At 63.3% G+C, this 12694-nt stretch carries 11 protein-coding genes and 1 pseudogene; 6 read left to right on the top strand and 6 right to left on the bottom strand.

The window, feature by feature from the left end; translation table 11 throughout:
* Nucleotides 1–13 precede the first annotated feature (13 nt).
* Nucleotides 14–802 carry an ABC transporter substrate-binding protein gene (locus M2395_RS09180; protein ID WP_065363698.1) on the bottom strand — a complete coding sequence of 263 codons (789 nt, stop codon included), beginning with the start codon at nt 800–802 and terminating at the stop codon, nt 14–16.
* Nucleotides 803–990: 188 nt separating this feature from the next.
* On the bottom strand, nt 991–4038 hold the full coding sequence (locus M2395_RS09175) for an aminotransferase class III-fold pyridoxal phosphate-dependent enzyme (RefSeq protein ID WP_123431015.1): 3048 nt from the start codon (nt 4036–4038) through the stop codon (nt 991–993).
* A gap of 139 nt (nt 4039–4177) precedes the next feature.
* On the opposite strand from M2395_RS09175, the gene M2395_RS09170 reads away from it, so the two are divergent.
* From M2395_RS09170 to M2395_RS09150, 5 genes are all read left to right on the top strand, one after another.
* A complete protein-coding gene (locus M2395_RS09170; protein WP_011060662.1) occupies nt 4178–4618 on the top strand; it encodes an Lrp/AsnC family transcriptional regulator in 441 nt (146 codons plus the stop codon).
* Between the two features lie 68 nt (nt 4619–4686).
* Nucleotides 4687–5193: a sigma-70 family RNA polymerase sigma factor gene (locus M2395_RS09165; protein WP_011060663.1), complete on the top strand. Its 507-nt coding sequence runs from the start codon at nt 4687–4689 to the stop codon at nt 5191–5193.
* Nucleotides 5190–6155 (top strand): FecR domain-containing protein, encoded by a 966-nt coding sequence (locus M2395_RS09160; RefSeq protein ID WP_053157719.1) that lies wholly within the window; start codon nt 5190–5192, stop codon nt 6153–6155. The genes M2395_RS09165 and M2395_RS09160 overlap by 4 nt, the downstream gene beginning before the upstream one ends.
* 97 nt (nt 6156–6252) lie before the next feature.
* Complete coding sequence (locus M2395_RS09155; protein WP_123431014.1) at nt 6253–9087, top strand: TonB-dependent receptor; 2835 nt, start codon at nt 6253–6255, stop codon at nt 9085–9087.
* Between the two features lie 183 nt (nt 9088–9270).
* Nucleotides 9271–10314 (top strand): hypothetical protein, encoded by a 1044-nt coding sequence (locus tag M2395_RS09150; protein WP_103291264.1) that lies wholly within the window; start codon nt 9271–9273, stop codon nt 10312–10314.
* A 51-nt stretch (nt 10315–10365) separates the two neighbouring features.
* Here the strand turns inward: M2395_RS09150 and M2395_RS09145 are convergent, their stop codons facing one another.
* The 3 genes from M2395_RS09145 to M2395_RS09135 are packed head-to-tail and all read right to left on the bottom strand — an operon-like array spanning nt 10366 to nt 11688.
* Nucleotides 10366–10848, bottom strand: a complete 483-nt coding sequence (locus M2395_RS09145; protein ID WP_123431043.1) for an HIT family protein — start codon at nt 10846–10848, stop codon at nt 10366–10368.
* A 14-nt stretch (nt 10849–10862) separates the two neighbouring features.
* The gene (locus M2395_RS09140) at nt 10863–11078 is read right to left on the bottom strand and encodes a hypothetical protein (RefSeq protein WP_123431013.1); all 216 of its coding nucleotides are present in this window, start codon (nt 11076–11078) and stop codon (nt 10863–10865) included.
* Between the two features lie 52 nt (nt 11079–11130).
* Nucleotides 11131–11688 (bottom strand): hypothetical protein, encoded by a 558-nt coding sequence (locus M2395_RS09135; RefSeq protein WP_233447081.1) that lies wholly within the window; start codon nt 11686–11688, stop codon nt 11131–11133.
* Here M2395_RS09135 and M2395_RS09130 point away from each other — a divergent pair.
* A complete protein-coding gene (locus tag M2395_RS09130; protein WP_026022876.1) occupies nt 11641–12333 on the top strand; it encodes a tRNA (adenine(22)-N(1))-methyltransferase TrmK in 693 nt (230 codons plus the stop codon). The two genes, M2395_RS09135 and M2395_RS09130, sit on opposite strands and share 48 nt — an antisense overlap.
* A 186-nt stretch (nt 12334–12519) precedes the next feature.
* On the opposite strand, the pseudogene M2395_RS09125 reads toward M2395_RS09130, so the two are convergent.
* Nucleotides 12520–12675: pseudogene (locus M2395_RS09125) on the bottom strand (LysR family transcriptional regulator); the annotation flags it as partial.
* Nucleotides 12676–12694 lie beyond the last annotated feature (19 nt).

Below are 12694 nucleotides of genomic sequence, written 5' to 3'. Positions count from 1 at the left end.
GGCTGAAGAGGAGTCAGCGAATGTCCTTGCCGATCCACTTCATCGAGATCTTTTCGTAGCTGCCATCGGCGAGCATCTCGTTCAGTGCCTGCTGCATCGCCGCCTTGAGCTCGGGGTTGTTCTTGCGCAGCGCAATGCCCATGCCTTCAACCCCACCGTCACTGTCGGGTGGCGTGATGATGCGCACTTTCTGCCCGGTTTCCTTGACGGCCACCAGTACCGGAACACTGTCCATCACCAGCGCGTCGAGGCGCCCGGCTTCCAGGTCGACCAGCATCTCGGGAAGCCCTTTGTAGGTCTTGACCTTCAGGTTGCCGCGCGCCCTGGCCCATTTGTCGTGGGCATCGCCGAGGGTGACGCCCACCGTCACATCCTTCAGGTCAGCCAGGCTGTTGATCGGCGAGTCTTCCTTCACCACGATGGTGCGGCCGGCGTGGTAGTAGGGGCCGACGAAATCCACGGCCCTCAGGCGTTCAGGGGTAATGGTCATGGAGGCGATGATGGCGTCGTATTTCTTGGCCAGGAGCCCGGCAATGATCCCGTCGAAGGGCGTGGTGACAATGCTGACCTTCACCCCAAGCCGCTGGGCCAGGGCTTCGCTGATGGAGGCGTCGAAGCCGACGATCTGGTTCTGCTCGTTGGCAAAGCTGAAGGGCGAGTATTGCCCGCTCATGGCGATGCGGATTTCTCTGGATTCCCGGATCGATTGCAAGTCATCAGCCTGAGCGGCTGCGGGGCAGAGGAGCGCCGCGGCGGCGACGGTGGATGCGGCAAGCAGACCCTTGAGCGTTCTGGTTAGCATGGGATGGCACCTTTGAAGAATTATTATTTTTTGTTGTGGGCTCTTCACCCTGGCCTCGGGAAAAGCTTTGCACAGGTCATTGCGCAAAGCACCCGGCAAGGTGTCCGCGTGCCGGACACATTGCCGGAGTTGGCCGACACTATGTCGGCCAGCCCGGTTTGGGGCGCTGCGGCCTCGATCCTTATGCTCTAGCGCAGTGCCGCCTTGAAGCTTTCGTCCAGGACCTCAAGCAGGAAGTCGGCGTTCTTCTGGCTGAAAATCATCGAGGGGCGCATTTTCAGTACGTTGTCGTAGGGGCCTTCGGTGCCGATCAGAATCCCGCGCTCCCGGGCACCATCGGCGACCTTTCTGGCCAGTTGCGTAGCGGGAGCCTTGCTCTTGCGATCGGTGACCAGTTCAATCCCGAGGAACAGCCCCAGGCCGCGTACGTCGCCAATGGCATCGTAGCGCTGCTGCAGCGTGCGAAAGCCATCGAGCAAATAGTTGCCCACCGTCAGTGCGTTGAGTTTCAGGTTGTCGCGTTCAATCACATCGAGAACGCTGAGCCCCACGGCACAGGAAACCGGGTTGCCGGCGAAGGTGTTGAAGTACTCCATGCCATTGTTGAAGCTGTCGGCGATTTCGCGGGTGGTCACCACTGCCGACATCGGGTGCCCGTTGCCAATGGGTTTGCCCATGGACACCGCATCGGGCACCACGCCCTGGGTTTCAAAGGCCCACCAGTGGCTGCCCACTCGACCAAAGCCGACCTGGACTTCATCGGCCAGGCACAGGCCGCCCTCGGCACGCACCATTGCATAGACTTCCTGCAAGTAGTTTTCCGGGAAAAACAGTTGCCCGGCGACGCTGGGAATGGACTCCGCGAGAAAGAACGCCGGGGCCCGGCCCTGCTTGCGCATGCTATCGATCTGCTCGGCGACACTTTGCGCGAAACGCTTGCCCAGCTCCTCGACCGGCCAGTGATCCGCAGCGCGGTAGGCATCCGGCACCGCCGCCTCGAATACGTGTTCTGCACGGCCTTTGCCGGCCTTGCGCTTGTACTTGTAGGGGCTGAGGTCGATCAGCTCCTGGGTGGTGCCGTGGTAGGCCCAGTCCAGCACGATGGCATCGTTGCGCCCGGTGTGATTGCGCGCCATGCGCAGCATCAGGCTATTGGCTTCGCTGCCTGAACAGCCGAAGGAGGCCACCGCCAGGCCTTCGGGCAAAGTCGCGGTGAGCCGCTCGGCGTACTCCACGATGCTGTCGTGAAGGTAGCGGGTGTTGGTGTTCAGGCGTGAAGCCTGGCGCGCCAGGGCCTGCACCACGTCGGGATGGGAGTGGCCCAGGTGGCAGACGTTGTTGAAGCAGTCCAGGTAGGCCCGGCCAAAGTTGTCTATCAACCAGACCCCATCACCGCGTACGAACTTGATCGGGTCCGAGTAGGAAATCGACAAGTTGGGCAGCAGCAGTTGTTTACGCTTGGCCACGATCTCTGCTTTGCTTCTGCCTTCCTGGCTGTAGGTTTCCGCAGGGATTCCGGCCAGGGTCGATGCATCCGGGAACAGGTCGGCCCACACCTCAAGGTAGGCGCGCTCACCGACGCCGATGAACTCGCTCGCTTGCAACTGGGTGTCGGTGGACATCTGGAAATGCACATGGGGCAGCCAGCCGCCGTTTTCCGTGTCTGCGCCCATGTGGCCCACCAGGGCGCCCGCCTCAAGACGGTCCCCGGGCTTGAGGCGGGTCAGCGCTTCGTGGGCCATGTGCCCCCACAGGGTCAGGAACGGCGGGCAGCCCTCAGGCGAATGCTCAAGCATGATCAAGCCGCCATAGCCCAGCGGTTCACGCTCGACCTCGACGCTGCGCACTACGCCGGCAAGCGGTGTGTACAGCGGCGTTCCGGCCGGCATGATCAAGTCGACGCCCAGGTGAATGATCCGACGTTGCCCTGCAATGAAGCGCGATTCAAATGCCGCATCGGTGTAGATGGTCCGTTCTTCGCCCCAGGGGCCGATGCCCAGTGGCACTTGATGTTCAGCCGCAAAATCGTTCCACCATTTCGCCGCCTCTGCCGGACGCTGCTCGGCGGAGGCGACCGTCAGCACATGGGCGGCATCGGCGAACGGCACAATGGCCTTGTTCAGGGTCGCCGCCGCCGGATGCACGATGTCCGCGAAGGCGTGGCGGTTTTCATCCACCCAGCGGCGAACCGCCCCGGCACCTTCTATCGCGTCATAGCCGCAGGCCTTGCGCAGGATCGCCGTCGCCAGGCGCGGGTTCATGCGGTCCATTTTTTCCAGCAGGCGCCAGGCCGGGGCTTCGCTGATGGCCAGGTAAGGATTGTCCTGGGTCTGCTCGTGGCGCGAGGCCGACAAGGTGACGCTGATGACCAGGCGCATGGCGATCAGGTTGAACAGCACGTCCAGTTCTTGCGGCTGAAGCGGGTAGCGCTCGTGGAAGCCGGCGGTGAGGGCGGCGGCCGCGCCGATGGGGTCCTCCATGTCGAGAATGGAGTAGGCGCAGGTGATGGCGACTTCGGCAATCAGCACCGTATGCACGGCATCGCCAAAGTCGATGATGCCCGAGACCTGCTGATGAGTCTGCGGGTCGACGAGGATGTTCCAGTCATTGCCGTCATTGTGAATGACCTGCGTGCGCAACCGCGCAAGCCTGGGTTGCACGGTGTTTTCGAACGCGGAAATGAAGCGCTCCAGAATGGCTCGTCGGCCAGGGTCCTTGACGAAATGCAGGCGCGATCTGGAGCGCGCGGCGTGCCGCAGGTCCCAGTCCAGGTCGCGCACCGCACCGGGATGCATGAAGCCCTGCAACGCACGATCCATGTCGGCGAACGATTGGCCCAGGCTGCGCATGAGGGCGAAGGTGCGCTTGACCTCGGCCAGGGGAGTGCCGTGCAGCCAGCTCACCAGGCGCACCGCATGGGTTTCACCGGAGGGCGCCACGGCCGAGGCGAGGAAGCCACCGGCAAGGCTCTTCTTCAGCTGCGGCACGGCAAGCTCGGGGTTGTAGCTGGCGAGGTGGCTGAGGATGGCCGTCTGCAGCTCGCTTTCAGTTCGCGGTTCACTCGAATTGACCACCTTCAGAATCCACCCCGCATCGCTTGCAGTGTTCAACCGGTAGTTGCAGTCGCGCTCGCCATCCAGGGGCGAGGCCGTGGCGACGACATTGAAAAGCTGCTCGGCCAGTTGTTCGGCATCGCGGGGCGAGAACTGCGGGGCGGGATGGGAAAGGTTGGTCATGGTAATGGTTTTCCAAGTTATTGTTTTCAGTTAGCTTGGCATGCGAAATCCTTGACGGCAGTAGGTATGCGGTCGGCGTTGGCCTGCATATTGTCGGAATCGACCGGCACAAATTCGGTAGTCAAAGTGAGGAGTCTTGATGCGCGACCTGGACGTGAAAGATCGCGAAATACTGGACATTCTGTCTAAAGAAGCGCGGATTGCCCTGAAGGCCCTGGCCGCGAGAATCGGACTGTCCAGAAGCGCCACCAGCGAGCGTGTCCTCAACCTTGAGCGCAATGGCGTGATCAGGGGCTACCGGGCGGATATTGGCGAAATCGACGCCAACGTGATTCGCGCCATGTTTCTGGTGTGCCTGAAACGCACGCCGGCCATCAGCCTGCTGGACATGCTGGCCCAGCACTCCCAGGTGCGACGCATCTCTTCGGTCAGTGGCCAGCTCGACCTGGTGATCGAGATCGAATCCCGCACCATTGATGATCTGAACCGAGTCCGGGATGCCGTAGCCAGTCACGAGTCCGTTGAGGACATCACCACGGCTGTGGTTCTTCGCCGCGATATCGATCGACAGACATCCTGATTCGCCGCTGTACAACTCCCGCACTGAAACAATAAAATGAGAAGCATTATCATTAATGCGAATCTCCCATGCACAACCACAGCCTCTCTTCGCCCGTCGCCCAGTTGTATGCGAACCATCACGGCTGGCTGCGGGGCTGGCTGCACCGGCGCCTGGGGCACAGTGCCGATGCCGAGGACCTGGCCCATGACACCTTTATCCGGGTGCTGCGCTCCCAGGAGGATGTGCGTGAGTTGCGCCAGCCCATGGCCTTTCTGGCCACCATTGCCAACGGCCTGCTGATCAATCGCTGGCGCCGCCAGGCGATCGAGCGGGCTTATCTGGAAGCCCTGGCGGCGCGGCCGGTGGGGGAGGAGCCTTCGCCGGAGGAGCGGCATCTGATGATCGAGACCCTGTTGCAGCTGGATTCGCTGCTGGTGGGGTTGTCGTCGCGGGTGCGGCAGATTTTCTTTCTGTCCCAGCTCGATGGCCTGACCTATCCGCAGATCGCTGCGCAGTTGGGCTTGACCGTGGCCCAGGTGCAGCGGGCCATGGGCAAGGCCTTCAGTGTCTGTTACGCGAGCCGTTTTGAATGAGTGGCGCTGCGGTCGATCCCCGAGTGCGGGACAACGCCATCGACTGGCTGGTGCGGATGCAGTCCGGGCTGATGAGCGCCGCGGACCATCAGGCCCTGCAGCAGTGGCGGCAAGCCAGCGTCGAGCATGAATACGCGTGGCAGCGGGTCAGCAGCCTGCCGCTGATGTTGCAGCCAGGGGCCAATCTGTTGGCCGATGCCACGGCGCGCCGGGCATTGCAAGCGGCGGGCGCCGATCCGCAGCGACGGCGACAGGTGCTCAAGTGCCTGCTGGCCCTGGGGCTGTTGGGGGGCATTTCCTGGCAGGGGGCGGATTCCACCCTGGTGCGCTCAGCCCTGGCCAGTTATCGCACCGGCGTCGGCGAGCGACGCCATTGGGCCCTGGCCGACGGTGGCTCGCTATGGCTGAACACCGCCAGTGCGGTGAACCTGGACCTGAGCGCCCGGCAGCGCAGCCTGCAATTGATCGAGGGCGAACTGGCCCTGGACACCCCGGCGGGCTCTGCATCCCTGCAACTGTCGACCCCGGATGCGGTGCTCTATAGCCGTGGTGCCAACCTGCTGGTGCGTCACGATCGCCTGGGCACCCAGGTGACGGTGTTGCGCGGGCTGGTGCAGGTGAGCGCACGGCAGCACCCAGCACCGCTGGCGTTGCAGGCCGGCTGGCAAACCCGAGTCGATGGCCGGGGAGCAGGGCGGCCAAGCCCCATCGATACGTTTCTGGCCCAGGCCTGGATGCGCGGCATCCTGCCCGCCGAGCGCATGCGCCTGGATCAGTTGCTGGCAGAGCTGTCGCGCTATCGCCCGGGCTTCTTGCGTTGCAGCGAAGCCGTGGCGGGCCTGCGCGTAACCGGCAGTTTCCAGTTGGACGACACCGATGCCGCCCTGGCCCTGGTAGCCAATACCTTGCCGGTGCGCATCGAGCGAAGAACCCGTTACTGGGTGACCGTGGTGCCGGCCTGAAACTTTTTTTTCACCGGCGCGATAGTTTTTTCGATCTGGCTTGGCCTTCAGGTATTACCCACCGGCACAGGTGGGTTTCGATCCCTAGGAGCCCTGCATGATTTTCCCTGCTCGTGTCTTGCGTACCCATACCTTCGGCCTGCTGTTGCTCGGTTTGCAGCCGCTCTGTAGTGAAGTGGTGTTGGCTGCCGGCGAGCACCACTACAGCATCGGCGCCGGTCCCCTGGACCAGGTGCTGTCGCGCTTTGGCGCCGAGGCGGGCATCAGCATGGCCGGCAGTGCGCTGCTCACCGCAGGCAAGACCAGCCAGGGCCTGCAAGGGGATTTCAATACCGAGGCGGGCTTGAACCAGCTGCTGGCGGGCACCGGCCTGGGCTACGTGCGCCAGGCCGACGGCGGCTATGCCTTGCGCCTGCGCCTTGATGCGGTGTCGCTGCCGACCCAGAAGGTCAAGGGCGAAAATCCTGACGAGGAAGAGGTGTACCGGGCACCGCGTTCATCGGTGTACATCTCTGCCGACGACATGCAGCGCTTTGGCGTGGTGTCGGTGGGCGACATGCTCAAGGGCCAGCCCGGGGTCCAGGTCGGTGACAGCCGCAATGGCGGCGGCCTGGATGTGAACATCCGCGGCATCCAGGGCCAGAGCCGGGTGGCGGTGACGGTGGACGGTTCGCAGCAGGCGCTGGATGTCTATCGCGGTTATGCCGGGACCCAGCAACGCAGCTACATCGACCCGGACATGATCAGCGACATCGCCATCGACAAGGGCCCGAGCCTGACCTCCAGTGCCATAGGCGGCACGGTGAAGATGCGCACCCTCGGGGTCGGCGACATCCTCAAGGACGGTCAGAATATCGGCCTGCGCCTCAAGGGTGATGTCTGGAACAACGGTGTGGCCCCGGCCTCCCGCGATCCGCACTCCAAGACCCAGGACCTGTACTCCGAGCCGCATCAGAGCCGCGGCGGGCTGTTCGGCTCGGAGGCCGAGGCCGGCAGTGCCGCGTTCGCCTATTCCCATGAATTCTTCGATGTGGTGGCGGCCTACGCCCATCGCAATCAGGGCAACTATTTCGCCGGCAAGAAGGGCCAGGATCGCTACCGCACCTATGACCGTTACGGCGATGAAGAGACCAGCGTCGCCACCACCTACAACGCCGGGGAAGAGGTGCTGAACTCCTCGTCGAAGACCGAATCCTGGCTGCTCAAGACCACCCTGCGCCCGGCGGACGGCCACACCTTCGACCTGGGCTACCGGCGCTACGACGGACGCATCGGCGAGATCATGCCCTCGGACATCTTCCGTTTCGGTACTGGCGGCATCTACCAGTACCCCCTGGGCCACACCCAGATCGACACCTACACCGCGCGCTACAACTACCTGCCTGCAGGCAACCCGCTGGTGGACCTGAGCGCCGACCTGTGGATGACCGATGCGCAGACCAGCCAGTTGACCGCCGTCTCGGCGCCGGCATCCCAGGCCTACCGTTCGGACCGCAACTGGAGCCGCCAGGCCGATCGCCGGGTGGGCGGTGGCCTGGCCAATACCTCGCGTTTCGAGACCGGCTACGGCGACTTGAAGCTGGACCTGGGCAGCTCGTTCCAGCTGGAGGAACTGCGCCCGCAGAAAAGCGTGGCCACCACCCAGGACGATATCAACGCCAACCGCATGCTGCGCGAAGGTTCGCGGCAGGAGTTCAGTTTCAACGGCAAGCTGGAGTACAAGCCGGTGGACAGCCTCACCCTGTGGGGCGGCGGGCGCTACACCCACTATCGCAGCAAGGATCACGTGCCCACGGCCACGGCGCGTCGCGAGGAACGTGACCTGCGCTACCTGCGGGTTTCCAACGGCGACAATTCCGGCAACATGATGTGGTTCCCCGACCAGAACGGCCAGTACACCGACGCCACCGACCCGCGCCTGAACAACGGCATCGTCTTCCAGAACACCAACTTCCCCTTCGAGGGCGTGCGCTACAACGACTTTGGCGCCACCGACTCCACGGTCTATCCGTCCCAGGTCGGCGAGGTGGTCACCGGCTACAACTACTCCGGCAAGAACAGCAACAGCGGTGGCGCCTTTGCCCCGGCCTTCGGTATCAATATCGAAGTGCTGCCGGACACCTTCGTGTACGCCTCGTACACCCAGGGCTTTCGCATGCCGTCGCTGTTCGAAACCAGCCAGGGCGTACAGCAGACGATGCCCGGCAAGGGCCTCAAGCCCGAGCGTTCGAGCAACTGGGAGATCGGCGCCAGCACCCTGCAAAAGGGCCTGTTGGTGGATGACGACTCGGCGGCGTTCAAGCTGGCCTACTTCAACAACACCATCAAGAACTACATCACCCGCTACTACGACCCGAGCCCGGGCCTGTGGGGCCTGATGCGCTTCAGCAACACCGACAGCTACAAAACCAGCGGCCTGGAACTGCAGACCCGCTACGATGCCGGGCGGGTGTTTGCCGACCTGTCGTCCACCTACTACCTGAAGACCGAAACCTGCGACGCGGCTTTCGCGGCCACCCTGCGCGCCACCAGCAACCCCTACCAGAAAACCGCCGACACTCCGGACTGCACCCCGGGCAGCTTCATGGGCTCCTACACCAACACCCAGAACCCGCCACGCTTTGCCGGCAACCTGACCACTGGCCTGCGCTTCTTCGACCAGAGCCTGACCCTCGGTACGCGCATCACCTACACCTCCGGCCCCACGGTTACCGCCGACAAGCCCTGGCAGACCGGCGCCACCACGCCGCAACTTAACTACCGCGAAGTGGCGCTGTTCGATCTGTTCCTCAACTACAAACTGAAGGAAGACGCCAGCCTCAACGTGTCGCTGCAGAACCTCACCGACCGCTACTACCTGGACCCGCTGGCGCAGAGCTTCATGCCGGCACCGGGGCGCACGCTGCGGGTGGGGATGCAGGCGAAGTTCTAGGATGCGGGCGGCCTTCTCCGGACCAGGCAGCAAGGTGCGGCCTTGCCGCACCGGCCTTTTACTGCGGCGGGTCGACGCAGTAAAGTAGGCCGCTTTCGCCCCCATTGGCCGGCACTCGCCCCTGACCTGAGCGGTATTGCCAAAGGGATCTGGCCCTCGCTGCGTTACAGATAAGGATATCCAATGAAGACCCTGGTAAAGCGTCTCCGCCCCCTGGCTGTTCTGGTTTCAGTCACGCTCTTGAGTGCCTGTGCCCCGCTGGGCAGTTCCGACCTCAATGGCAGCGCCACGCAGAACCCGACCAACCAGCTCCTGGAAACCATCGATGGCGCGACCCGGGACGGTATGTCCGTGGTGCTGGTGCCGGCGCTCATGCCCAACAAGAGCGTGACCGACCTCTCCAGCTATTCCCATCGCGTGATCTTCAGCAACAAGGACCAGCCGGGCCAGGGCTACATGCAGTCCTTCGCCAATAACGACCTGGAGAAAATCAAGGAAACCGTATTTCTCTGGGACTTCCTTGAAGTGCACATCGTCCCGCCGGGAACCTACCTGATGTCCGGCGGCATTGATTACAGGATCGACAGCAGCCTGGCCCAGGTAGGCGCCGCAAAGGGCCAGCCGGCCAGCAGTGCCCGTGGTTCGGTGGACATGTCTGCGGTGCTGTATCGCCAGTTCGTCAAGGAACAATACTGGCGCGACGCTTCCTACGCGGATACCACCCACACCCAGAATGTCTGCAGTACCGTGCATGTCGCCTCCGGTCAGTGCGTGGCCTGGCAAGAGCAGCAATACAACACGCGCCGGCAGGTGTCGGAAGGCGGCTGGACCGAAGGCACCAAGATCCGTGATGTCCAGTCCGTCAAGTTGAAGGCACAGATCCCCGACGCCTACGCGCCCCTGGCCTTCAGTATCCAGCCCGGCCAGATACTGCTCAGCGACCGCTTCCACCTGAAAACCCCGGCCGTGAGCTACGACAAGAAGACTTGCAAGGCTATCGACCCGCAGAACATCAAATGCGCACTGCGGGATATCCAGGTCTACGTGAGGCCGGCCCCCGTGGAACTGGTCAAGAAGTTCAGCGACAAGGAGCTGGCGAATGTCAACGACACAGGACGCCGGGTGCTGGCGCGTATCGAACCGATGAAAACCCGCCTGCAAGGGGACACCGGCATGGAAGACCTGGTGTGGGGCATCCCGGTTTCCCTGAAGAAAACCGCCAGGTAAGGGGGCTTGCCTTGGGGCGCGGAGAACAGCGCGCAGCGCCACGGGCCATTGCTAGTTGAAGGAGCTGCGCAAGGCTTTGATGACCTGTTCGATGGAGGGCCCTTGAATGGCCGGCGGTTGCGGGTTTTCGCCGAATTCGCGCCAGATGAACAGGGTCAGTTCCGCCCCGTCAGTCAGTGACAGGGCGTTTTCCTCATGGGCGAAAGTTTCAAGCAGCCGGTAGCGCTGATCACTCCAGAACAGCTCCTCGACCCAGGGGTACACCGGAATAAAGTGGAAATGGATGGGGTAGCCGGGGGCATGGCCGAACCGGCTGACGTACAGCCACTTGGGTTTGAGCTGCAGCTCCAGGTTTTTCTGCACCCTGGCGAGCAGGCCGCCCAACTCCGTCAGGGCACTCTCGGGCAGCTCGGCCAGTGAATTGACCCGGGATCGCGAGCCCAGCATCAGGTAGCCGGGCAGGGCGGACGACAGGTGATGATTGAGCACCCAATGGTCGGTTTGCAGAATGATGAACTCGGGGGCTATGCCCACCTGCTGGGCGGTGTTCAAGGCATGGACTCCTGTTCGGGAAGGTCGCTCTTGTATTCGCCCCACTGCATGTACGCGTAGTACCGGGTCATTGCTTCGAAGTGGCTGGGGGCTTCCACTTCCCACACAAGCCGGGCGTCGGGGTGAAGCAGTTTGCGTGCGGTGTTTCCCTGTGGGCCGCTCAGACAGAAGGTCTGGCAGTCATCCGGTTCCATCCAGAGTTGGTAGTTCATCTCTTGCGCTTCTGAGTGTGGGGGAGGCTATCGTCGTTGTGGCTCGAGCAACCTAGATCGAGCCGACCGAACGCAGGTATTTCCGTGCCTGAGGGCTGGAGATCTTTTCGGGTTCAAGCACATACAGCGAGCTCCAGAGCGGCGGTAAACCCAGTTCCTCCATGTAGGACGTGAAGCTGTTGAAAGGCTCGGTGCCAATGACCTCGGCGCTGAGCCAGAGCAACTCGCACTCCTGGCAAAGGTGCAGGATTTCCTGCGTTGCCCGCACTTGAACCTGGGTTACTTCGCCTTGTTCACATTCCGGACACAGCATTTTTTCACCTCCCAAATGGGCGCGCAGTCTATCACTGACCAGGTTGCACGCGGCCAGCAACGAAGGTCTGCCTGCGCTCAGAAACCCGCCATGGAGGACGCTGCTTTCGACCCTGTCCGGAGCGGGCCTTTGCGGCACCCGCATCCCCGGCCCCGGTCGCATAAATTTGAAATGCCTGGCATTGCTCGCCAGAATCGCCCCCCGATCCGGCACAAGGTGCCGGACCTTGGTGGTGAAAAGGGGCAGCAGTTGAATCAGCAGACATTGTCCATGCGCCTGGCGCGCGTGGCGGCGCATGTACCAACCGGCGCACGCCTGGCCGATATCGGTTCGGATCACGGCTATCTGCCGGTGGCCTTGCTGCTGCGCGGCAGCATCAGCGCGGCGGTGGCCGGAGAGGTGGCGTTGACGCCGTTCCACGCGGCCCGGCGCACGGTGCGCGACAACGGCCTGGAGCAGCAGGTCAGCGTGCGCCTGGCCGATGGCCTGGCGGCGATCGAACCGGGCGACGCCATCAGCGCCATCAGCCTGTGCGGCATGGGTGGCGAGACCATCCGCGACCTGCTGCAAGCCGGCAAGGCGCGCCTCAATGGCCAGGAGCGGTTGATCCTGCAGCCCAACGGGGGCGAGCAGCCCCTGCGCCAGTGGCTGATGGACAACGGCTACCGCATCCTGTGCGAAGAGGTGCTGCGGGAAAACCGTTTCGACTACGAAATCATCGTCGCCGAGCGCACAGGGCCGGTGAGCTACAGCCCCCGGGAGCTGTACTTCGGCCCTCTGCAACTGCAGGCCCGCAGCCCGGCGTTCCTGGCCAAATGGCAGCGCCTGCTGCGCCTGAAACAGCGCACCCTGGAAAACTTCAGCCGGGCACAGGCGGTGCCCGAAGAGAAGGTGCAGGACATGGCCCGGCAGGTGCGCTGGATCAGCGAGTTGCTGGGCTGAGTGCGCCAGGCGGCCGTTTGCCTGGGCCCGGTGCCAATCACCGCCGGCCCGTACGACACGCTACCGAGCCGCGCAATGTCCCACGCTCAGCGCGTTGCCGGCTCCAGGCCTTATGCCTGGGGCTGGATGGCCGGCGGCGTCGAGACCTGGTGCAGGAACCGTTCGATCAGCCATCGCGCCGCCGGGCCCGGCGCCGGTCAGGTTGGCATCGCTGGCAGCCAGGGGATGATCCGGCGCGGCCACCGGAATCAGCTTGACACTGCCCACACCGATTCTTTCGATCCCGTCGATGCTTTCGTTCATCGGCCCACTGATGCCGACGACTGCGCCGCGCTCGATCACTTGCCAGCGGGGGCCGGTT

Source organism: Pseudomonas sp. BIGb0176, from assembly GCF_024810175.1.
GTDB lineage: Bacteria > Pseudomonadota > Gammaproteobacteria > Pseudomonadales > Pseudomonadaceae > Aquipseudomonas > Aquipseudomonas protegens.
This window is presented reverse-complemented; position numbering and strand designations above follow the sequence as displayed.

Bases quoted from the DNA above. Each gene is read 5' to 3' on its own strand.
- M2395_RS09150 (WP_103291264.1), top strand. From the start codon at position 9,271: ATGAAGACCCTGGTAAAGCGTCTCCGCCCCCTGGCTGTTCTGGTTTCA.
- M2395_RS09140 (WP_123431013.1), bottom strand. From the start codon at position 11,078: ATGAACTACCAACTCTGGATGGAACCGGATGACTGCCAGACCTTCTGT.
- M2395_RS09135 (WP_233447081.1), bottom strand. From the start codon at position 11,688: ATGCGCCGCCACGCGCGCCAGGCGCATGGACAATGTCTGCTGATTCAA.
- M2395_RS09155 (WP_123431014.1), top strand. From the start codon at position 6,253: ATGATTTTCCCTGCTCGTGTCTTGCGTACCCATACCTTCGGCCTGCTG.
- M2395_RS09180 (WP_065363698.1), bottom strand. From the start codon at position 802: ATGCTAACCAGAACGCTCAAGGGTCTGCTTGCCGCATCCACCGTCGCC.
- M2395_RS09175 (WP_123431015.1), bottom strand. From the start codon at position 4,038: ATGACCAACCTTTCCCATCCCGCCCCGCAGTTCTCGCCCCGCGATGCC.
- M2395_RS09170 (WP_011060662.1), top strand. From the start codon at position 4,178: ATGCGCGACCTGGACGTGAAAGATCGCGAAATACTGGACATTCTGTCT.
- M2395_RS09160 (WP_053157719.1), top strand. From the start codon at position 5,190: ATGAGTGGCGCTGCGGTCGATCCCCGAGTGCGGGACAACGCCATCGAC.
- M2395_RS09165 (WP_011060663.1), top strand. From the start codon at position 4,687: ATGCACAACCACAGCCTCTCTTCGCCCGTCGCCCAGTTGTATGCGAAC.